Source organism: Curtobacterium sp. MCBD17_003 (assembly GCF_003234885.2).
Lineage (GTDB): Bacteria > Actinomycetota > Actinomycetes > Actinomycetales > Microbacteriaceae > Curtobacterium.
On record NZ_CP126275.1, the window covers coordinates 782,749 to 802,449 of the forward strand.

Sequence of the window (19,701 nt, forward strand, 5' to 3'; positions counted from 1 at the left end):
CCCGACCACCGACACCACGAGGTCGGGCGGGTGCCGTCAGGGTGTCAGGACGATCCGCCCGAAGACGCTGCCGGCGTCCATCCGCCGATGCGCCTCCGCGGCCCGTCCGAGCGGCAGCACCGTGTCGACCACGGCATGGAGTTCCCCGCGCGCGGCCGCCGCGAACGCGTCGGCGCGGAACGCGTCCCGTGCCGCGGTCGGGACGGTGTCGAGGCTGAACGTCGCGAACGAGCGTGACCGCTGGAACGACCGCAGGAGCGCCGTACCGAAGTCAGCAGGGGGCATCCCCGCGACGGCGCCGACCATGACCATGCGGCCGTTCGCGGCCAGCAGGTCGATGAACCGCCCGACGTCCGCGCCGCCGACGACGTCCAGGACCACGTCGAACGCGTCGGGCGCCAGAGCATCGCCCGAGCCTGCGCGATCCAGGACATGGGTGGCCCCGAGCGCGCGGAGTCGCCGCCCCCGCTCCGCCGACGACGTCGTCACCGCGACGGTGCCGGCACCACCACGGACGGCGAGCTCCACCGCGGCGATGCCGATGCTCCCGGCCGCACCGCGGACGAGCACGGACGCTCCCGGCACCAGCCGGGCGTGCTCGAGCGCGAAGTGCGCGACAGGGGCGGCGCTCCCCAGGGTCACCGCGTCGGTCGAGGTGAGGTCGGCCGGCAGGGCGACGACGTCCCCGATCCTCGCCACGGCCTGCTCGACGTACCCGCCCCCGCGGCCCGTGAACGCCCAGACCCGGCGGCCGATCCACGCGGTGTCGACGCCGTCGCCGACGGACGTCACGGTGCCGGCGACCTCGCTGCCCGGCACCAGGCCGCCCGCGGCTCCGCGGCCGCCGAGGGTGCCGCGCCGGATGACCGCGTCGACCCCGCCGACGCCGATCGCCTCGGTCCCGATGACGAGCTGCCCCGGTCCGGCGACCGGGGCCGGGAGGTCCGCCACCACCATCCCGTCCGGGTCGCCGAACCGCTCGATCACCACTGCACGCACGTCGTCCTCCGCTCCCGGCACCGCACCCGCGGTACGCTCGGGACGGTAGTGGACGCTCCCGTCCACTTGGTCGAAGTGGGAACCACGGGGGACCCATTGCCTCACATCCTGCGGACCGACGCCCAGGACAACCGCGATCGGGCACTCGACGCCGCGCGTGCGCTGTTCGCCGAGCGCGGCCTCGCGGTCACGATGCGCGAGGTCGCTCGGCGCGCCGACGTCGGGCCGGCGACCCTCTACCGCCGGTTCCCGACGAAGCAGGCGCTCGTGGACGCTGCCTTCGCTGACGAGCTCCGCGCCTGTCGTGCGGCCGTCGAGGACGGCGCGGCCGACCCGGACCCGTGGCACGGCTTCTGCTCGATGGTCGTCGCGTTGGCCGTGCTCAACGCGCGGAACCGGGGCTTCACGGAAGCGATGACCGCGGCCGACCCGTCCGGCGAGGCCCTGCACACCCACCGCACGGCACTGCTCCGGATCATCGCCGATCTCGTGCGGCGGGCGCAGCTCGTCGGCGCACTGCGCACCGACGTGGGGGTCGACGACGTCGTCCTCGTGCTCCTTGCCGGACGTGCCGCCCCGTCCGTGGCGACGGCCGACCGGGAGGCCGTGGCGCGGCGGTCCGCGACCCTCGCGCTCGACGCGTTCCGGGCCTCCCGGTCGAATGCGTCGCTCCCACCGGCACCACGCACGATCGTCGCGCACCGCCGCTGACCGTCGGCACCCCGATGCACGGGTCGGGCGACGTCGGGTCGGCGTCCCCGTGGGCTGAGCGCGCGACGAACCCGCGAGGCGCGCACGTGGCAGGCTCCGGAGCGTGACCGTCATCGCCATCGAAGAACACTGGACGACCCCCGACCTCCGCCAGGCCCTCGAACGGCTCCCCGGGGACCGTCGGGACGACAGCCTCGTCCTCAACGAGCACGGGGACACCCTCGCCCTGCTCGAGGACCTCGACGCCGCGCGCCTCGCCGTCATGGACGAGCAGGGCGTCGACCTGCAGGTCCTGTCCGTGGCCCCGCCCGCGACCGGACCACTCGACCCCGCCGACGCGGTGGCGGCGAGCCGCGACCTCAACGACGCGGCGGCCGCCGCGGTCGCACGCCGTCCCGACCGCTTCCGTGCGATGGCGACCCTCCCGATGGCGGACCCGAGCGCCGTCGTCGCCGAGCTCGAGCGAGCCGCCGACCTCGGGTTCGTCGGGGCGATGGTCTACGGCCGCACGGGCGACGTCCCCCTCGACGACCCACGGTACGACGACCTGTTCGCCGTGGCGGCCGCCCGGGGCCTCCCGGTGTTCATCCACCCGCAGATCCCACCGCGGGCCGTGCGCGAGGCGTCCTACTCCGGCTTCGACCCGATGACCGACCTCGCGCTGTCGACCTTCGGGTGGGGCTGGCACCTCGAGGCCGCGGTGGCGGCGCTCCGTCTGATCGCCCGGGGCACGTTCGACCGGCACCCGGACCTCCAGATCGTCCTGGGGCACTGGGGCGAACTCCTGCTGTTCTGGGTCGACCGCATCCAGAGCCTCGCGCGCACCGCTGGGCTCGACCGCCCGGTGGTCGAGTACCTGCGGTCGAACGTGGTCGTGACGACGTCGGGCATGTTCAACCCCGCGCTCCTCCGGCACGCCCTGACCGTCACGTCGGTCGACCGCCTCGTGTTCTCGACCGACTACCCGTTCCAGCGGCCGACGCGCGCGGATGTCGAGCGGTTCCTCGCCGAGTTCGACTCGGACGCCGACCGCGAGGCGTTCACGAGCGGCAACGCACGGCGCGTGTTCGGGCTCGGCGACGACGTGGCGCGGTAGCTCCGCGGGAGGCCCGCCCTACGCCCGCGCGAACACGAGCGACGCGTTGTGGCCGCCGAAGCCGAACGAGTTGAGCAGGGCGACCCCGGTGTCGACCGTCCGCGGTGTCGTCGCCACGTCGACCTCGACCTCGGGGTCCACGGCGTCGACGTTCGTCGTCGGCGGGACCGTCCCGGTCCGCAGGGCCTCGACCACGGCCACCGCCCCGAGCGCGCCGGACGCCCCGAGCAGGTGCCCCGTCATGGACTTCGTCGACGTCACGACGGGGTGCGCCCCGACGGACGACAGGATCGCGCGTGACTCGTTGAGGTCCCCGAGCGGCGTCGAGGTCGCGTGGGCGTGCACGAACCCGATCTCGGACCCGGGGACACCCGCCACCCGCAGGGCGAGCGTCATGGTGCGCGCCTGGTTGTCCGGGTCGGCCTGGACGATGTCGTGGGCGTCGCTCGTCACGGCCGACCCGTCGAGCCACGCGAGCACCCGGGCGCCGCGTGCGCGGGCGTGGTCCTCGGACTCGAGCACGAGCATCGCCGCCCCCTCGCCGAGCACGAAGCCGTCGCGGTCGGCCGCGAACGGCCGGGAGGCACGGCTCGGGTCGTCCTGCCGCCGCGACAACGCGCGGGTCTGGGCGAGCGCCGCGAGCGTGAGGCCCTCGACGCAGGCCTCGGTGCCGCCGGCGAGCACGACGTCGGCCGCGCCGGACGCGATGAGCATCCGCGCCTGCCCGAGGGCCTCGGTGCTCGACGCGCACGCGGACACGGGCGCACTGGCTCCGCCGCGGGCGCCGATCGCCATCGAGAGCCAGGCCGCCGCGCCGTTCGCCATCATCATCGTGACGGTGTGGGGGAGCACCTTCCGGGATCCCGACCGCTCGAGCGCGTGCTGCTGCTCGATGGTCGAGTGCAGGCCGCCGATCGCGGTGCCCACGACCACGGCGGCGCGGTCCCGGTCGTCGTCGGTGAGGGGGCCGTCGTACCCGGCGTGGGCCCACGCCTCCCGGCCGGCGACCATGGCGATCTGCTCCGCGCGGTCCATGCGCTTCGTCTCGCGCACCGTCAGGTGCGCGCCGAGGTCCGCGTCGACGCGCGCACCGATGCGGACCGGCAGGTCCGCCGCCCAGTCGTCCTCGATCAGGGCGACACCGGAGCGACCGGCGAGGAACGCCGCCCAGGTGCTCGGGGCGTCGGCGCCGACGGGGGAGACGGCGCCGAGGCCGGTGACGGCGACGCGGGTGCTGGTCATGCGGTCCATCCTCGCAGCGGGTCCGGGGGTCGAATCGGTGGAGGTCCCACCACGGTTCGGCGACCGGACGGTGGTGATCCTCCAACGAGCGGTCCCGCCGTGTTCGGAGCCGCGGCTAGGCTCGACGGGTGCAGGCGATCGTCATCGAGCGGCTGGACGGTCCCGACGCGGCGGTCGTCCGAGACGTCCCGGAACCCGGACACCACCACCACCGTGCGGGCGGCGTCCGGGTCGTCGTCGAGGTCCGTGCGGTGGGCCTGAGCGTCATCGACGTCCTGCAGAGCCGGGGCCGCTACCAGTACGGCACGCCCACCCCCTACGTGCTCGGCAGCGAGATCGCGGGTGTCGTGGTCGAGGCGGACCCGGCGAGTGGCTTCGCGGTGGGCGACCGCGTCGGCAGCATCGTGTTCTGGGGCGGCATGGCCGAGCGGGCGGTCGTCGCGCCGGACTACACGGCGAAACTCCCCGACGACATGTCGTTCGTTCAGGGGGCGGCGGTGTACCTCAACTACTCGACCGCCTGGTTCGCGCTGCACCGGTCGGGCGTCCGTCCGGGAGGCACGGTGCTCGTCCACGGTGCGGCCGGCGGCGTCGGGACAGCCCTGCTCGACCTCGCCGACGCCTTCGGCGTCCGCGCGATCGCGGTCGTCTCGTCGGACGACAAGGCGGAGCTCGCGCGCCGGGCGGGTGCCGACGAGGTCATCCGGTCGGACGGCCCCTGGAAGGACGACGTCCTGCGCCTGACCGACGGCCACGGGGTCGACGCCGTGCTCGACCCCGTCGGCGGCGACCGCTTCACCGACTCGCTGCGGGCGCTCCGCACGGGTGGGATGCTCGTCGTCATCGGGTTCGCCGGCGGTTCGATCCCCGAGGTCCGGGTGAACCGGCTGCTCCTGCGGAACCTGTCCGTCACGGGGATCTCGATGGACACCATGGACGCCGAGTACCCCGGCACGCTGCGCATGGTCCGCGACGCCGTGCAGGACCTCATGGCGGCGGGACGGATCCACCCCGTCGTCGGGCGTGTGTTCCCGTTCGTCGAGGCCGCCGAGGCGATGCGCCTCATCGAGTCCCGCGACGCCCTCGGCAAGGTGGTCGTCACCGGCCCGTGACCGGACGGGCGCGGACCGCCCTCCTGGTAGCGTGCTGAACGGCAGTGACACGGTGTCGACCCGAACGACACCGGCTGCCAGGTGGACCGGAACGGTGGTGGACCTTGGCACGTGGACCAGCGGACGGTGAGCGGCGCGATCCCTACTCGCCGACCCTCCTCGAGGGCGATCGGATCCTCGTGACCGGCGGCGGGTCCGGCCTGGGCAAGGCGATCGCCGGCGCCCTCGTCGCCCACGGGGCCGAGGTCGTGCTCTGGGGCCGCCGCCGTGCCGTGCTCGACGCCGCCGCGAGCGAGATCGCGATGCTCGGTGACCCGTCGCGGATCGTCGTCGACTCGGTCGACGTGCGGGACGCCGAGGCCGTCGACGCCGCGGTCGACCGGATGCACGCCGGGGGTCGTCCCCTCACCGGGCTCGTCAACGGCGCCGCCGCGAACTTCATCGCCCCGACCGAGTCGCTGTCCGCACGCGCGTTCGCCGCGGTGACCTCGACGGTGATCAACGGCTCGTTCCACGTCACGCACGCCGTCGGTCGCCGATGGATCCGCGAGGGCCTCCCCGGCGCCGTCGTGTCCCTCCTGACCACGTGGGTCGAGACCGGTTCGGCCTACGTCGTGCCGTCGGCGATGTCGAAGGCCGCCGTGAACGCGATGACGATGTCGCTCGCCGTCGAGTGGGCGCACTACGGGATCCGGTTGAACGCCGTCGCGCCCGGTCCGGTGCCGACGGAGTTCGCCTGGGACGTCCTCGACCCCGGGGACAGCTCGGTCATCGGGGCCACCGACGTGCGCGGCGTCCCCGCGGGCCGGTTCGGGCGCCCCGACGAGGTCGCGAACCTCGTCATGTTCCTGCTGTCCGACGCGTGCGACTACCTGACCGGCGAGACGATCGCGATGGACGGCGGGCAGCGGCTCGCCGGACCGTCGACGTTCTCGGACCTCACCCACCTCACCGCGGACGACTGGGCCGCGATCCGCGCTCGGGGCAAGGCCGCTGCGGCCGCGACGAAGGCGCAGCAGGCGGAGGGCGCCGGGGCCGACCAGCGGTAGGGGCGGTCACTGCCCGGTGAACTCGGGCGGGCGCCGGTTCAGGAACGCGTCGAGCGCCTCGGCCATGTCCGCGGTCCGGGACAGCAGCGCCTGTCCTCGGCTCTCGTACTCGACCGCCGCGGCGTACGACCCGATCTCGAGGTTGTGCTGCAACGCTCGCTTCGAGAACCGGACGCCCGACGGCGAGTTCCCCACGATCGCGGCCGCGGTGGCCAGCGCCTCCTCGAGCAGGGACTCCGCCGGGACGACGCGGGACACGAGTCCGATCCGCTCCGCCTCGGCGGCGTCGACCGCGCGACCGGTCAACGTGATCTCCGCGGCGCGGCCCGACCCGATCACGCGTGGGAGGAGCCAGGACAACCCGAGATCACCGGCGGACAGGCCGATCCGGACGAACGACGCGACGAAGGTGGCCGTGGGGGAGGCGAGTCGGATGTCCGCCGCGAGGGCCAGCGAGAACCCGCCACCGGCGGCCGGACCGTTCACCGCCGCGACGACGGGGATCGGCAGGGACCGGAGGCCGACGAGCGCGCGTGCCGCGGCCTCCTGGCGGGCGAGCATCCCCATGGCGGTGAGCTGCGGGAGCTCCTTCGCCTCGTCGAGGTCGTAGCCGGACGAGAACCCCCGGCCGGCGCCCGTGAGCACGAGCACGCGGACGTGCTCGTCGCGGGCGAGCGATGCGGCGAGCTCCTCGAGCTCGGCGAACATCCCGACCGTGATCGCGTTGAGCCGCTCCGGGCGGGACAGCGTCGCCAGGACGACGCCCGGCGCGGGGCGGGTCACGACGACGGTGGGCTGGTGCGCGGTCACGGTGCTCCTCGGTTCGGCAGGCGCGGCGCCCGCCGACGTCCAGGGACTCACACGGCGACCGGTTCCGCGACCGGGACGGGCGCGCCGGGTCCGGCGACGCCCACGTGCTCGGGCAGCCGCACGACCTGCGCGGCGTACGCCAGCCCGGCGCCGAACCCGAACTGCAGGGCGATCTGGCCCGGCTGCGCGAGTCCCTCACGCAGCAGCCGCTCGGTCGCGAGCGGCACCGACGCGGACGACGTGTTGCCCGTGTCGACGATATCGCGCGCGACGATGACGTCGTCGGCGAGTCCGAGCCGGTCGTGCAGTCCCTCGACGATCCGGAGGTTCGCCTGGTGCGGCACGAAGACCTCGATGTCCTTCGGGGTCAGGCCCGCGTCCGCGATCGCCTTGAGCGCGAGCTCCGGCAGCGCCGTCTGCGTCCACCGGTACACGCTCGGTCCGTCCTGGCGCGCGGTCGGCCACGGCACGCGCTCGTCGTCGGCGGCGTACTTGAAGTCGAGCCACGAGTGCGTCAGCCCGATCGCGCCGTTGAGGCGGCCGTCCGACCCCCACACGGTCGGGCCGATGCCGGGGGTGTCGCTCGGTCCGACGAGTGCGGCACCCGAGCCGTCACCCATGATGAACGACATCGTGCGGTCGGTCGGCTCGATGAAGTCGGAGATCTTCTCGGCACCGATCACCAGGACGTGCCGGGCGAGCCCCGAGCGGATCATCGCATCCGCTTGGCCGATCCCGTAGCAGTAGCCCGCACAGGCGGCGTTGGCGTCGAACGCGGCGGTGCCGGGTCCGGTGCCGAGCCGATGCGCCACGAGGGGCGCCATCGCGGGCGTGGTCTGCATCCACGAGATGCTCGCGACGATGACGACGTCGACCTGCTCGGGGTCGATCCCGGCGGCCTCGATCGCACTGCGCCCGGCCTGCTCGGCGAGGTCCTCGACCAGGACCTCCTTGCGCGCGTGCCGACGCGTGACGATCCCCGTGCGGCGGCGGATCCACTCGTCGGACGAGTCGATGGGACCGACGAGGTCGTCGTTCGGGACGACGAGGTCCCCGCGGACGCCCCCGACGCTGATGATGCGGGAGGCCGTTGTGGTGGTCGCGCTGCGCATGGTGCTGGACACGCTATGTGTTCGAGGCGGCCCGGCTCGGGGTTTGGTGACCCCAGTCCGGGGCGTCCGCGTCGAGGGGACAGTCCGGCGCCGCGCTGCCGGTCAGGCCTGCGGTGCGGCCAGCCGGGACTCCCACTTGTCGACGACCTGCTCCGCGATCCCGCGCACGTCCTCGGTGGCCGGCCCCGGCTCGGCGACGAACCCCGCGCGCCGGTAGTACTCGAGCTCCCGGATCGACTCGAGGATGTCGGCCAGGGCGCGGTGGCCGCCGTGCTTCTCCGGTGCGTTGAAGTACACGCGCGGGAACCAGCGGCGGCAGAGTTCCTTGATGCTCGACACGTCGACGCTGCGGTAGTGCAGGTGGTTGTCGACCCGGGGCATGTACCGCGCGAGGAACGACCGGTCGGTGCCGATCGTGTTGCCCGCCAGCGGTGCCGAGCCCTCGGCGGGGACGTGCCGCAGGATGTACTCGAGCACCTGGTACTCCGCGTCGGCCAGGCTCACGCCGTTCGGGATCTCGTCGATGAGGCCCGAGGTCGTGTGCATGTTCCGCACGAAGTCGTTCATGTTGTCGAGTGCCGACTGGTTCGGCTTGATGACGATGTCGAAGCCCGGGTGGACCGGCTCGAGGTCGAAGTCCGTGACGACGACCGCGACCTCGACGAGTTCGTCGGCGTCGAGGTCGAGCCCCGTCATCTCGCAGTCGATCCAGACGAGGCGGTCGTGTGACGTGGACATGTGCTCGATCCTATGCCGGTCCGGTGACGGTCCTGGGGGGCGGGGTCGGGCCTCCCGGCCGGGCCGCGTGCGGTCGGGAGGCGCGGCGGACGTCCGGTGGTCAGCTCACCTTGCCGGCGCTGACGGCCTCCGCCTCGATGCGCTGGGGCTCGGGTCCGTCGTCGACGCGGCGGAGTGCGCGCGCCGCGACGAGCGTCACGACGAAGGCGACCGTGACGGACGCGCCGGCGAAGACGTACGCGGCACTCGGGGCGATCGCGTCCGCGAGCAGCGTCGCGACCGGCGGGGCCACCGCGCCGCCGATGAACCGGACGGCCGAGTAGGCGCTCGACGCAACGGCACGGGGCAGGTCCGTGGCCTCCATGACGCTCTCGGTGAGGACGGTGTTGAGCACGCCGAGCACGAGACCGCCGATCACCACGCAGATCACCAGGCCGACCTGGCTGTGCACCACGACCGCCGCCGCGAACAGGTCGAGCGCCAGCAGCGGCAGCGCGAGCCGGAGCACCGACGTGCGCCGGAGCCGGGCCGTCAGCATCGGCGCGACCCACACCGAGGTGACCGCGAGGCCGACACCCCAACCGAAGAAGGTGAAGCCGATGCCGAGCGCGTCGAAGCCGAGCGGGTACGGCGTGTAGGCGAGGAGCACGAAGAAGCCGATGTTGTAGAACAGCGCGGTCGCGGCGAGGGCGGCCAGCGCCGGACGGCCGAGCGCGCGGAACGGGGCGGACAGCGGGGTGGGCGACGGCTTCTCCACCCCGTTGCCCCGGAGGAACACGAGGATCGCCACGAACGCGATCGCCATGAGCGTCGTCACGCCGAAGAACGGCCCGCGCCAGCTGATCGACCCGAGGAGCCCGCCGACCAGCGGACCGATCGCGATGCCGAGCCCGAGCGCCGCCTCGTACAGGATGATCGCCGAGGCCGTCCCGCCCGACGCCGCACCGACGATCGTGGCGAGCGCGGTCGAGATGAAGAGCGCGTTGCCGAGCCCCCACCCGGCGCGGAAGTCGATGATGTGCCAGACGCTGCCCGACGTGGCGGCGAGCACCGAGAACAGCACGATGAGCGCGAGCCCGATCATGAGCGTCTTCTTCGCGCCGATCCGGCTCGAGACCCAGCTCGTGAAGAACATCGCGACGCCCGTCACCGCGAGGTAACTCGTGAACAGGAGCTCGGTCTGCGTCGGCGTGGCCTTGAGGGACTGCGCGATCGCCGGGAGGATCGGGTCCACGAGCCCGATGCCCATGAACGCCACGACGCAGGCGAAGGCGATCGCCCAGACCGCCGAGGACTGCTTGAGGATGCTGCTGCTGCTGCTGCTGCTGCTGCCGTGGCCGGTGGGGCCGTGGCCGGTGCCGGTCGGTGCTGCGTGGTCCGTCACGCGGGTGTCTCCGTCCTGACCCTCGCCGTGACGAGGGTCGCTGCTCGGTGCAGGGTGTCCCACTCGTCGGGGTCGAGGTCCGCGAAGAGCGGACCGACCTCGCGCGCGAGGGTGGCGCGCCAGTCCCGGATGGCCTGGTGACCGGCGTCGGTGATCGTGATGAGGCCGGCCCGGGAGTCCTCCGGGTCGGTGGTCCGGCTCGCGAGGCCGTCCGTGACCATGCCCGCGACGAGCTTGGTCATCGTCGGCTGGCTGACCCGGCTGACCGCGGCGAGCTCGCCGAGGCGCATCGTGCCGTCGCTGTCGAGGATGCCGAGGGTCCGCCACACGGCCGACGAGGTCGTGTTGCCGCTGGCGCGGGCAGCGCGACGGATCAGTCGATTCACGGACACGAGGAGCGCCTCGATGGTGGCCTCGCGATCGTCCATGCCGACAATTCTATAGCTGAGCTATGTATCGGACAAGGGCCGTCCTCCCGACCGTCCTCGTGGTGCCCGATGCGCGGGCCGCTCGATGCCCCGACTGGTAGAAGGGACGAATGAGCGACATCACCATCCACGAGGGCGACGAGTACACCGCCATCTACCACGACGGCCCCTTCAACGGCACGACGGACACCCGCACCGCGACGAGCGACACGTGGGACGACGAGGTGACGGCGTTCGCGATCGTCGACGGACTCGAGACCGCGTTCACCTACAAGGCCGAGAACGCCAAGCAGGTCGTCGACCAGGTGCACGTCGACTACCGCTGGGACGCCGAGCACTCGGACCCCGTCGACGCACTCGAGAACCGGGGCGACCGCACCGGCGAGTTCGACCGCCCCTGACCCGCGTCGGCCGGCCTCCGGGAATGGAGGTCGGCCGGATCGCGTTCGGCCCCGCATGCACCTCGACCTGTACACGTCCGCGTTCTGCGCCCCCTGCGCCGCGGCACGACGGGTCGTCGGCGAGGCACAGCGGCTCGTCCCCGCGCTCGAGGTGCGGGAGCTCGACGTCGCGGCGCACCCGGACCGGGTCGAGGCGCTCGGCATCCGCTCCACGCCGACCATCGTCATCAGCGGGGCGGACGGTGACGAGGTGTTCCGTGCCGCAGGGGTCCCGCGGGCGGACCAGCTGCTGACGGCGCTCGCCCGCGCGCTGCCCTGACGCGCCCCCGTCGTCCCGGCATGCGACCCGTCGCCGTCCACGGCCACGCCGTACAATCGCTCGCAGGCCTCCGTAGCTCAGTGGAAGAGCAGATGGTTTCTACCCATCCTGTCGCGGGTTCGAATCCTGCCGGGGGCGCGCGACGACGAACGGCCGCCCCCGTCGAGGGAGCGGCCGTCCATGTGGTCCGTCTGAGCGGGCGCTCGATCAGTCGTCGTCCTGGTCGGCCCGGCGCCGGAGTTCCGCTGCGCTGACCGGCGAACCGTACGGCGCCTCGTCTGTTTCGTCGGGATCGGCCGGCTCGACCGGCGCGTCGGCAATGCGGGTCGGGATCGACGTCGTGTTCGTGGTCGCGGGCCCGGCTGCGTCGACCTTCGGGTCCGTCAGCTCGCCCGCCGGTCGGCCCTGCTCGCCGGACTCATCCGCGCTCACCGGGGCGACCTGGGCCGGGGCCGGGGCCGGGGCCGCGGTCGGGGACTGGGTCGCCGGACGCTCCGACGTCGACGGTCGTGCGAGGGCCACTGCCGGCACCACGGCCGTCTGCCGGTCCGCCTCGGTCCCGCCGGTACCGGACACTGCCGTGCCGGACGGCGCCACCGCTGCCGATCCGTCGGCTCCCGCCTCGCGGTCCGGCGTCCCGACCGGCCGTGCCGAAGGGGCGCGGTCCGTCGGGGTGCTGCTGTCTGCCGAAGCACTGCGGTCGGTCAGTGTGCCGCGAGCTGCCGATGCGGCGCGATCAGGCAGGGGGCTGCGATCCACACGGGGGAGCACCGGTGCGATCGGCGCTGGACGCGGAGCGGTCCCCGAACCGACCGTCACCCCACCGGCGGCGGCGTCGGCGGTCCCGCTCGCCGCGGTCGTGCCCGTCGCGGTCGTGCCCGTCGCGGTCGTGCCCGTCGCGTCCGAGCGCCCGGCGCGGAGGGGCGTCATCGTGGCACCGCGCTCGGCACCGGATCCCGCCCGTACCGCGTCGGTCTGGTCCGCGTTCCACTCCTGCTGGCGCTTGACGAGGTCGGCGTCGGGGTCCGGGCTCTCGAACTTCCAGCGCTCCAGGTCCGCGCGGAACAGCTTGCGTGCCCTGGACGGCCGCGCCTGCCACTCGAGCATCCGGTCACGGAACTCGGACAGCGACTGTTCGGCCTGGAAGCTGAAGGTCGACGAGTGCTTCTTGATGTCGGCGATCTCGTGCTGCGCCCAGTTCGCCGCCACGGGTGCACCGACCACGGGCAGGAGCCGCAGCCGGATGTCGGCGTCCTCGGCCAGGTGATCCGCATAGGAACGCTCGTCGTGGCCCAGCGAACCCCAGGTCGCCGCCTTGCGGGCGGCGGAGATCACGCCGGCGACGGCGGCGTTCTTCGCTTCGCGCTCCTGCATCGCCACGACGCGCTTGGTGGCACCGCGACCGATGAGGGCCGCGACGATGCCCGCGACGACGATCGCGACGAACGGGATGATCGCGCCCGAGATGAGTCGCCACCCATGGGCCGAACCCGACCAGTCGATGAAGCTGTTCCACCATTGCATGTGCGCACCATATCCATGGCTCGCGGCGCCGTCGGCGTGCGACAGGCCATTGCCGAGAACCGCCCCGCGGAGGGTCCGATCGGTGTCACCAGCGCAGGCAGTCGACGGCGTCGTCCGGGTCCCACACCGTGGGGAGCGCCACGAAGCGACGCTCGGCGGGGACGTATCGGCGCGCTCGGTATGCCGGAGCGCCCGCGACCTCGACGCGGTCCACGTACCCGACGATCTCGCCGTTCGCGCGGGTCACCCGGCTCAGGTCCTCACGCACGTCGAGGACGCGGAGGCCGCCACGGGAACGCGCGACCGGCCGTGGCGTCCCGATCCGCCAGGGAGCTGCTGTCGTCTCCAATGTCGCCTCCTCGTCCGCCAGGCGGTTCCCGGCTCGACGACGACGCTAGGAGCACCCGCCGACAGCGCAGCGCGCGACCGCGACCGGTGTGGACGACGGGCGCCGTGCCTCCCGTGTGGAGGGCGGGCCGGGGAATGGCGAGGGGCCCGTCGTCGTTGACCACCCAGCCGGGAGTCGCCCGGCCGCGGAAGGTAGGTTGCCCCCATGACGACGTTCGTGCTCGCAGGTGGTTGTTTCTGGTGTCTCGACGCGGTGTACCGCACGCTCCAGGGCGTGCAGGACGTCGTGTCCGGTTACGTCGGCGGGACGGTCGCCGACCCCTCGTACGAGCTCGTGTGCACCGGCCGGACCGGGCACGCCGAAGCGGTCGCCGTCACCTTCGACGAGACCGTGATCCCCGCCGACGTCATCCTCGACGTCTTCTTCACGCTGCACGACCCGCGCCAGCTCAACCGTCAGGGCGCCGACGTCGGCACCCAGTACCGGTCGGCGATGTTCCCGGCCGACGACGAGCAGCGTGCCCTGTTCGAGCGCGCGATCGAGCGTGCGGCTGACATCTGGGACGGCACCATCGTCACGACGATCGAGCCGCTCACGGAGTTCTACCGGGCCGAGGAGTACCACCAGGACTTCTTCGCGAAGAACCCGGGTCAGGGCTACTGCATGGCCGTCGCGGTGCCCAAGGTGAACAAGGTGCGCCGGGCGTACGCTCAGTACATCCTGGCGTCTTAGCCGGACACCGATCCGGTCGTCGGGCGGCGCGGGACCACGAGGAGGTGGTCGACGATGACGACGACGGACGAGCGTGTCACCACACGCACGACGGACACCTGGGTCGCGATCGGACCGGCCGGTGCGGTGGGCAGCATCCACCGCACCGAAGCCGGGTTCCGCGTCGCGCTGTACGGCCGGGAGGATCGACACGCGTCGTACCCGACGCTCGAGTCGGCGAAGCGTGCCGTGCACGCGGCGCTCGGGCCATTGGCCGAGCGGCCCGAGTTCCGCGCCCACTGACCGGACGTCGTCCCCAAGGGACCCGTCGGGGCGGTTGTCCACCGGTGTGGTCGACAGCGCCTCGCCGCGTCGGGCCAGGCCCGACGATCGGGGCATGAACGACACGATCACCATCCGCGGCATCGTCGCGACCGAACCACGGCACCTCGTCACGGGGACCGGCCTGGCCATCACGAGCTTCCGACTGGCGTCGCCGTCGCGGCGGTGGGACCGCGCCAACTCCGCCTGGGTGAACGGCGACACGAACTGGTTCACGGTCACCGCGTTCCGCAGCCTGGCGTCGAACTGCACCGTTTCCGTCGTCAAGGGGGACCGGGTGCTCGTCGCGGGGCGGTTGCGGGTCCGGACGTGGGAGCGCCAGGACCGGTCGGGGCTCGCGGTCGAGATCGACGCCGACGCGATCGGGCACGACCTGGCCTACGGGCGCGGTCAGTGGCGCCGCACGCCGCGGCAGACGGCCGACGAGATGGCGGCTCCGGGTGACGCGCCGTCGGCCGAGGAACGCGCGGTGGCCGGTGCCGTCGCGGTCGAGGTCGCAGCCGGCGCGCTGGGGGCGACGCCCGGTGCCGACGACGCTGGCTCCATGGACGGGAACCTGGACGACGGCGGCCCGGATGGCGACGGTCTCGCCTCGACACCGGGGATGTTCGTGGCACCGGAGTTCGCGGGCGTGGGCCCCGACGGCGTCGTGCCCGACGACGACGCCGCACCGGCCCCTGGCCCGGACCGTCACGACCCCTCGGCCCTCGCGGTGGACGCCACGGCGTGACGGGCAGTGGTCTCCCGGCCCGCCCGGGTCCTGCCCGTACACTGGTGCGGCGCCGCCGGGGGGACCGCCGTCGCAGGAAGGACGCGTCCATGCGAGGCAGGCTCCCGATGGTCCTGGCGATCACGATGCTCGCCGGGATCGGCGTGAGCGCCTGCACGGGCGGCGGTGATCACGACACGGTGTCCGCACCGCCGAGCAGCAGCGTCTCCGCGAGCACGACGGCCACGGCGATCTCGACCCCGACGGACGTCCCCGTCCCGACCGCGACGCTGGACGCCGCCGCCACCGCGGCGAAGGGCCGGTTCGACGACGCCGCGCACACGCTCACCACGTCGAACGCGCACCCCGACGACGCGGCGATCGTGAACTCCCTGGTGAACGCGGGGTTCCCGAAGAAGGCGATGCAGATCACGCCGGACACGACCTCGATCGGTCGCGCCGCCGACTCGATCCAGGTGTCGGTGCTCGTCGGGTCCACCTGCCTCATCGGTCAGTTCCGCGGCGCGGCGTTCGTGAGCGAGACGGCTCCCGTGCTCAGCACGGGCAAGTGCCTGATCGGCAAGACCGAGAGCATCCAATGACGCCGGGGGTGGTGATCACCGCCCCCGCTGTCCTCCGTACCCCTCAGTAGACTGGACGAGACATGGCTGAGTACATCTACCAAATGGTCCGCGCCCGCAAGTCGGTCGGCGAGAAACTGATCCTCGACGACGTCACGATGTCGTTCCTGCCCGGCGCCAAGATCGGCGTCGTCGGCCCGAACGGCGCTGGCAAGTCGACGATCCTCAAGATCATGGCCGGCCTCGACCAGCCGTCGAACGGCGAGGCCAAGCTCACGCCGGGGTTCACGGTCGGCATCCTCATGCAGGAGCCGGAGCTCGACGAGGACAAGACGGTCCTCGAGAACGTGCAGGAAGGCGTCGGCCCGATCAAGGCCAAGCTCGACCGCTTCAACGAGATCTCCGCCCAGATGGCCGAGCCGGACGCCGACTTCGACGCGCTCCTGGCCGAGATGGGCACCCTGCAGGAAGAGATCGACGCGGCCGATGCGTGGGACCTCGACTCGCAGCTCGAGCAGGCCATGGCGGCGCTCCAGTGCCCGCCGGCGGACGAGGTCGTCTCGCACCTCTCCGGTGGCGAGAAGCGTCGCGTCGCCCTCTGCAAGCTCCTGCTGCAGAAGCCCGACCTGCTCCTGCTCGACGAGCCGACGAACCACCTCGACGCCGAGAGCGTGCTGTGGCTCGAGCAGCACCTGCAGCAGTACCCCGGCGCCGTCCTCGCCGTGACCCACGACCGGTACTTCCTCGACCACGTCGCCGAGTGGATCGCCGAGGTCGACCGCGGGCGGCTCTACCCGTACGAGGGCAACTACTCGACGTACCTCGAGAAGAAGCGTGCGCGCCTCGAGGTGCAGGGCAAGAAGGACGCCAAGCTCGCCAAGCGTCTGTCGGACGAGCTCGACTGGGTGCGGAGCAACTCGAAGGGCCGCCAGGCGAAGTCGAAGGCCCGCCTCGCCCGCTACGAGGAGATGGCGGCCGAGGCCGAGCGGACGCGCAAGCTCGACTTCGAGGAGATCGTGATCCCCGTGGGGCCCCGCCTCGGCTCGCAGGTCATCGACGCGGCCAAGCTGCACAAGCAGTTCGGCGAGCGGATCATCATCGACAACCTGTCGTTCACGCTGCCGCGCAACGGCATCGTCGGCGTCATCGGCCCGAACGGCGTGGGCAAGACGACGCTGTTCAAGACGATCGTCGGCCTCGAGCCCCTCGACGCCGGCGACCTCAAGATCGGCGAGACCGTCGACATCTCGTACGTCGACCAGACGCGCGGCGGCATCGACCCGAACAAGAACCTGTGGGAGGTCGTGTCCGATGGCCTCGACTTCATCCAGGTGGGCAAGACCGAGATCCCGTCGCGCGCGTACGTGTCGCAGTTCGGGTTCAAGGGCCCCGACCAGCAGAAGAAGGCCGGCGTGCTCTCCGGTGGTGAGCGCAACCGACTGAACCTCGCGCTGACGCTCAAGCAGGGCGGCAACCTCCTGCTCCTCGACGAGCCGACGAACGACCTCGACGTCGAGACCCTCGGCAGCCTGGAGAACGCCCTCCTCGAGTTCCCGGGCTGTGCCGTGGTCATCACCCACGACCGGTGGTTCCTCGACCGCATCGCGACGCACATCCTCGCGTGGGAGGGCGTGAACGAGGACGGCGTGCCGAACTGGTACTGGTTCGAGGGCAACTTCCAGGCGTACGAGGAGAACAAGATCCAGCGCCTCGGCGCCGATGCCGCCAAGCCCGGCCGGGCGACGTACCGCAAGCTCACGCGGGACTGACGGTGGCACGACTGCGCGTGCCCGTCCGCATCCGGTGGAGTGACATCGACGCGTACGGGCACGTCAACAACTCGGCGATGCTCCGGCTCCTGGAGGAAGCACGCATCCTCGCGTTCTGGGCGCCGGACCCCGAGGAACTCGAGGGCACGTCCGAGACGCCGCCGCCGATCATCGACGGTCGCCCCGGATCCGGGACGTTGACGGTGATCGCCGGACAGCGGCTCGAGTACCTGCAGTCGATCCCGTACCTCCGGCGGCCGCTCGACATCCAGATGTGGGTCGGGCGGATCGGCGGGGCGAGCATCGACGTCTCGTACGAGGTCTGCTCGCCCGCCGGTACCGACCCCTTCGTCGTGTTCACCCGGGCGACCACCTCGCTCGTGCTCGTCGACGCCGAGACGAACCGCCCGCGCCGCCTCACCGACGTCGAGCGTGCCGCGTGCGAGGCGTACCGCGAGGAGCCCGTGGCGTTCTCGCGCCCGTAGGACCGTCGTGGGCGACGGCCGGTGCCGCCGCCCACGACCCGCTTGCCGGGTTCGGCTGCCGGTCAGCGCCCGGGCAGGTTCGCGAGCGCTGCCGACCGTCGTGCCACGAGGTCCGCGTACGTGCCGTCACGCTCCGCCCAGCGGTGCATCTGCACGCCCTGCACCAGGATCTCGTGGGGCGTCGGGCCCTGGGTGAGCAGGTCGGTCACCTCGTCCAGGAACCCCTCCAGCGGCAGGGCCGCGGGGTTGACCGCGCCCTGCTCACCCGTGTCGACCGCGGGCGGGACGAGCTCGGTGACGGCGACCCCGGTGCCGGCGAGCTGCGCGCGGAGGGCCTCCGAGTACGCGTGCACCCCGGCCTTCGACGCCGCGTAGCTCGCCATGAGGGGGAACGGGAGGAACGCGATCCCCGACGTCACCGTGATGAGGTCACCGCCGCCACGCGCGATGAGGTGCGGCGTGAACGCGTCGATGACCCGGATCGTCCCGAGGAGGTTGACGTCGACGGTCACCGCGGTCTGCGCGAAGTGGGCCGGATCGCGGAGGTCCTCGAGGAGCATCACGCCCGACATCGTGACGACGACGTCGAGGTCCGGGTGATCCCGCAGGACGGTGTCGCGTGCGTGGAGGACGGAGGCCGGATCGGTGACGTCGACGACGACGGTCTCGAGGTCGTCGACCCGGTCGACGTTCCGCCCGCCGACGACGACGGTGCTGCCCGCCGCGGCGAACCGTCTGGCGAGTCCGAGGCCGATGCCGGAGGTCCCTCCGACGATGAAGACGCTGCGTCCGTTGATGTCCATGGTGCTCTGCTCTCTGTCTGGTGACGGGGACATGAGCATCGTGGGCGCGCCCGGAGCCGTGGGGGAGTCGTCGGGTCTTCCTGGGACCGTCAGACCCCCGCTCAGGCCCCGGGCACGCGGAGCATGCCCTCCTGCGCGACCGTGGTCAGCAGGCGGCCCGAACGGTCGAACATCCGGCCGATCGCCAGTCCACGGCCGCTCTGCGCGCTCGGTGACTCCTGCGTGTAGAGCACCCAGTCATCAGCGCGGCCGTCGCGGTGCCACCACATCGCGTGGTCGAGGCTCGCGCTCTTGACGCCCGGCGTGCCCCAGGCCAGGCCGTGCCGCCGCATGATCGGCTCGAGGATCGACAGGTCGCTCGCGTAACCGAGCACGGCACGGTGGAGGGCGGGGTCGTCGGGCAGGTCACCGGCCACCCGGAGCCAGACGGCCTGGTGGGCGACGCGCTCGCCGGTCACCTCGATGAACACCGGCCCTCCGGGGTGCCGGACGTCGATCGACCGTTTCGCCCAGTGGCGGGCGACGGGGTGGTCGATCCCGGCGAGGAGCTCGGCGGCCGACGGCAGGGACTCGGGATCGGGGACGTCCAGGGGCATCGCGTCCTGGTGCTCCACGCCGGTGTCGGGCGTCTGGAACGAGGCGATCATCGAGAAGATCGGCACACCCCGCTGGTACGCCTGGACCCGACGCGTGGCGAAGGAGCGGCCGTCGTGGATCCGCTCGACGGCGAACGTGATCGGCTCGTCGATGGCACCGGGCCGGAGGAAGTACCCGTGCATCGAGTGGATGGCCCGCCCGTCGATCGTGGTCTGCGCCGCGACGACGCACTGGGCGAGGACCTGCCCGCCGAACACCCGGCCGCCGGGTGACCAGTGGCTCGACCCGGTGAAGATGTCCTCGCCGGTGCTCGCACCCGTGTCCACGAGCCGGAGGGTGGGCATGAAGTCCGGTTCGCCCGTCGTCGGGCCTCCGTGCGCTGGGCCGTTCATCGCCCCGTAGTCTACGAGCCACCCGAGCGGGGTGCCCC

Annotated in this window: 23 protein-coding genes and 1 tRNA gene; 13 read left to right on the top strand and 11 right to left on the bottom strand. The window is 72.5% G+C overall.

Annotation, left to right across the window (positions count from 1 at the left end; genetic code table 11):
- Positions 1–36: 36 nt before the first annotated feature.
- Positions 37–999: a zinc-binding dehydrogenase gene (locus DEI88_RS03825; RefSeq protein ID WP_111072301.1), complete on the bottom strand. Its 963-nt coding sequence runs from the start codon at positions 997–999 to the stop codon at positions 37–39.
- A 96-nt stretch (positions 1,000–1,095) separates the two neighbouring features.
- On the opposite strand from DEI88_RS03825, the gene DEI88_RS03830 reads away from it, so the two are divergent.
- Both DEI88_RS03830 and DEI88_RS03835 read left to right on the top strand, forming a co-directional pair.
- Complete coding sequence (locus DEI88_RS03830; RefSeq protein WP_111072233.1) at positions 1,096–1,710, top strand: TetR/AcrR family transcriptional regulator; 615 nt, start codon at positions 1,096–1,098, stop codon at positions 1,708–1,710.
- A 103-nt stretch (positions 1,711–1,813) separates the two neighbouring features.
- Positions 1,814–2,806 (top strand): amidohydrolase family protein, encoded by a 993-nt coding sequence (locus DEI88_RS03835; RefSeq protein ID WP_111072232.1) that lies wholly within the window; start codon positions 1,814–1,816, stop codon positions 2,804–2,806.
- A gap of 18 nt (positions 2,807–2,824) precedes the next feature.
- Here the strand turns inward: DEI88_RS03835 and DEI88_RS03840 are convergent, their stop codons facing one another.
- Positions 2,825–4,048, bottom strand: coding sequence for a beta-ketoacyl-[acyl-carrier-protein] synthase family protein (locus DEI88_RS03840; RefSeq protein ID WP_111049442.1), 1,224 nt, complete (start codon positions 4,046–4,048; stop codon positions 2,825–2,827).
- Positions 4,049–4,176: 128 nt separating this feature from the next.
- Between DEI88_RS03840 and DEI88_RS03845 the strand changes: the two genes are divergently transcribed.
- Together DEI88_RS03845 and DEI88_RS03850 are read left to right on the top strand one after the other, a co-directional pair.
- Positions 4,177–5,160 (top strand): NADPH:quinone oxidoreductase family protein, encoded by a 984-nt coding sequence (locus DEI88_RS03845; RefSeq protein ID WP_111072231.1) that lies wholly within the window; start codon positions 4,177–4,179, stop codon positions 5,158–5,160.
- 104 nt (positions 5,161–5,264) lie between these two features.
- On the top strand, positions 5,265–6,209 hold the full coding sequence (locus tag DEI88_RS03850; protein WP_111013799.1) for an SDR family oxidoreductase: 945 nt from the start codon (positions 5,265–5,267) through the stop codon (positions 6,207–6,209).
- A gap of 6 nt (positions 6,210–6,215) precedes the next feature.
- Here the strand turns inward: DEI88_RS03850 and DEI88_RS03855 are convergent, their stop codons facing one another.
- From DEI88_RS03855 to DEI88_RS03875, 5 genes are all read right to left on the bottom strand, one after another.
- Complete coding sequence (locus DEI88_RS03855; protein ID WP_111072230.1) at positions 6,216–7,019, bottom strand: enoyl-CoA hydratase/isomerase family protein; 804 nt, start codon at positions 7,017–7,019, stop codon at positions 6,216–6,218.
- 47 nt (positions 7,020–7,066) lie between these two features.
- On the bottom strand, positions 7,067–8,131 hold the full coding sequence (locus DEI88_RS03860; RefSeq protein WP_111013797.1) for a beta-ketoacyl-ACP synthase 3: 1,065 nt from the start codon (positions 8,129–8,131) through the stop codon (positions 7,067–7,069).
- Between the two features lie 102 nt (positions 8,132–8,233).
- A complete protein-coding gene (orn, locus tag DEI88_RS03865; RefSeq protein WP_111009960.1) occupies positions 8,234–8,869 on the bottom strand; it encodes an oligoribonuclease in 636 nt (211 codons plus the stop codon).
- 100 nt (positions 8,870–8,969) lie between these two features.
- Entirely contained in the window at positions 8,970–10,175 is a 1,206-nt protein-coding gene (locus tag DEI88_RS03870) for an MFS transporter (RefSeq protein ID WP_258375126.1), read from the bottom strand.
- Between the two features lie 74 nt (positions 10,176–10,249).
- Positions 10,250–10,681: a MarR family winged helix-turn-helix transcriptional regulator gene (locus DEI88_RS03875; RefSeq protein WP_111013794.1), complete on the bottom strand. Its 432-nt coding sequence runs from the start codon at positions 10,679–10,681 to the stop codon at positions 10,250–10,252.
- 110 nt (positions 10,682–10,791) lie between these two features.
- Here DEI88_RS03875 and DEI88_RS03880 point away from each other — a divergent pair, with 110 nt between their 5' ends.
- From DEI88_RS03880 to DEI88_RS03890, 3 genes are all read left to right on the top strand, one after another.
- Entirely contained in the window at positions 10,792–11,082 is a 291-nt protein-coding gene (locus tag DEI88_RS03880) for an oligoribonuclease (protein ID WP_111009955.1), read from the top strand.
- A 55-nt stretch (positions 11,083–11,137) separates the two neighbouring features.
- The gene (locus tag DEI88_RS03885) at positions 11,138–11,401 is read left to right on the top strand and encodes a glutaredoxin family protein (RefSeq protein WP_111072228.1); all 264 of its coding nucleotides are present in this window, start codon (positions 11,138–11,140) and stop codon (positions 11,399–11,401) included.
- Positions 11,402–11,467: 66 nt separating this feature from the next.
- Positions 11,468–11,539: transfer RNA gene (locus DEI88_RS03890), tRNA-Arg, on the top strand.
- A 69-nt stretch (positions 11,540–11,608) separates the two neighbouring features.
- Here the strand turns inward: DEI88_RS03890 and DEI88_RS03895 are convergent.
- Complete coding sequence (locus DEI88_RS03895; protein ID WP_111072227.1) at positions 11,609–12,925, bottom strand: hypothetical protein; 1,317 nt, start codon at positions 12,923–12,925, stop codon at positions 11,609–11,611.
- A gap of 85 nt (positions 12,926–13,010) precedes the next feature.
- Positions 13,011–13,274: a hypothetical protein gene (locus DEI88_RS03900; protein ID WP_111009950.1), complete on the bottom strand. Its 264-nt coding sequence runs from the start codon at positions 13,272–13,274 to the stop codon at positions 13,011–13,013.
- Between the two features lie 204 nt (positions 13,275–13,478).
- Here DEI88_RS03900 and msrA point away from each other — a divergent pair, with 204 nt between their 5' ends.
- The 6 genes from msrA to DEI88_RS03930 all read left to right on the top strand — a co-directional run bounded on the left by msrA (position 13,479) and on the right by DEI88_RS03930 (position 17,871).
- Positions 13,479–14,006: a peptide-methionine (S)-S-oxide reductase MsrA gene (gene msrA / locus DEI88_RS03905; protein ID WP_111009948.1), complete on the top strand. Its 528-nt coding sequence runs from the start codon at positions 13,479–13,481 to the stop codon at positions 14,004–14,006.
- 54 nt (positions 14,007–14,060) lie between these two features.
- A complete protein-coding gene (locus DEI88_RS03910) occupies positions 14,061–14,288 on the top strand; it encodes a methyltransferase (RefSeq protein ID WP_111009946.1) in 228 nt (75 codons plus the stop codon).
- 94 nt (positions 14,289–14,382) lie between these two features.
- Positions 14,383–15,057 (top strand): single-stranded DNA-binding protein, encoded by a 675-nt coding sequence (locus DEI88_RS03915; protein ID WP_111072226.1) that lies wholly within the window; start codon positions 14,383–14,385, stop codon positions 15,055–15,057.
- 89 nt (positions 15,058–15,146) lie between these two features.
- Positions 15,147–15,638 (top strand): DUF6993 domain-containing protein, encoded by a 492-nt coding sequence (locus DEI88_RS03920; RefSeq protein ID WP_146246077.1) that lies wholly within the window; start codon positions 15,147–15,149, stop codon positions 15,636–15,638.
- A 62-nt stretch (positions 15,639–15,700) separates the two neighbouring features.
- Complete coding sequence (gene ettA, locus DEI88_RS03925; RefSeq protein WP_111009941.1) at positions 15,701–17,386, top strand: energy-dependent translational throttle protein EttA; 1,686 nt, start codon at positions 15,701–15,703, stop codon at positions 17,384–17,386.
- A gap of 17 nt (positions 17,387–17,403) precedes the next feature.
- A complete protein-coding gene (locus tag DEI88_RS03930) occupies positions 17,404–17,871 on the top strand; it encodes an acyl-CoA thioesterase (RefSeq protein WP_258368554.1) in 468 nt (155 codons plus the stop codon).
- Between the two features lie 62 nt (positions 17,872–17,933).
- On the opposite strand, the gene DEI88_RS03935 is transcribed toward DEI88_RS03930, so the two are convergent.
- Both DEI88_RS03935 and DEI88_RS03940 read right to left on the bottom strand, forming a co-directional pair.
- The gene (locus tag DEI88_RS03935) at positions 17,934–18,674 is read right to left on the bottom strand and encodes an SDR family oxidoreductase (protein ID WP_111072225.1); all 741 of its coding nucleotides are present in this window, start codon (positions 18,672–18,674) and stop codon (positions 17,934–17,936) included.
- Between the two features lie 101 nt (positions 18,675–18,775).
- Positions 18,776–19,663 (bottom strand): acyl-CoA thioesterase, encoded by an 888-nt coding sequence (locus tag DEI88_RS03940; protein WP_181434903.1) that lies wholly within the window; start codon positions 19,661–19,663, stop codon positions 18,776–18,778.
- Positions 19,664–19,701 lie beyond the last annotated feature (38 nt).